This window comes from Actinospica durhamensis (genome assembly GCF_018139695.1).
GTDB lineage: Bacteria > Actinomycetota > Actinomycetes > Streptomycetales > Catenulisporaceae > Actinospica > Actinospica durhamensis.
Map to the genome: position 1 here is coordinate 1 of NZ_JAGSOG010000891.1, position 388 is coordinate 388.

General features: G+C 42.0%; 1 protein-coding gene. It reads right to left on the reverse strand.

What is annotated here, in order from left to right; all coding sequences use genetic code 11:
* A partial coding sequence (locus KDL01_RS42705; protein WP_212534384.1) for a metal ABC transporter solute-binding protein, Zn/Mn family occupies window positions 1-388 on the reverse strand: 388 nt, incomplete at both ends.

Consider the following 388-nt stretch of genomic DNA (forward strand, 5'->3'; position numbering starts at 1 on the left):
CTGTCAATTCTGCTAGACGTGATGGAGTTGGATCCTCATCTGCAGCAACACCTGTAATAGAAACTTGTTTCAAACCATAGTCCAAAGCCAAATATGCAAATGCAGTATGTTGTGTAACAAAGTATTTCTGTTTCGCAGCAGATAATGTTTCAGAATATTTAGCATCCAAAGCATCTAATTTCTCAATATAGGCTGCCGCATTTGTTTCAAAAGCATCTTTCTTTTCTGGGTACTTAGCTACCAAACTATCACGAATATTTTCTACAAGTGTGATGGCACGCTCAGGAGACAACCATACATGCGGATCATAAGCATGACTATGCCCATCCCCACTATGGTCGTGACCTTCATGTTCCTCCTCACCGCCAGGCAAAAGCAACATCCCCTC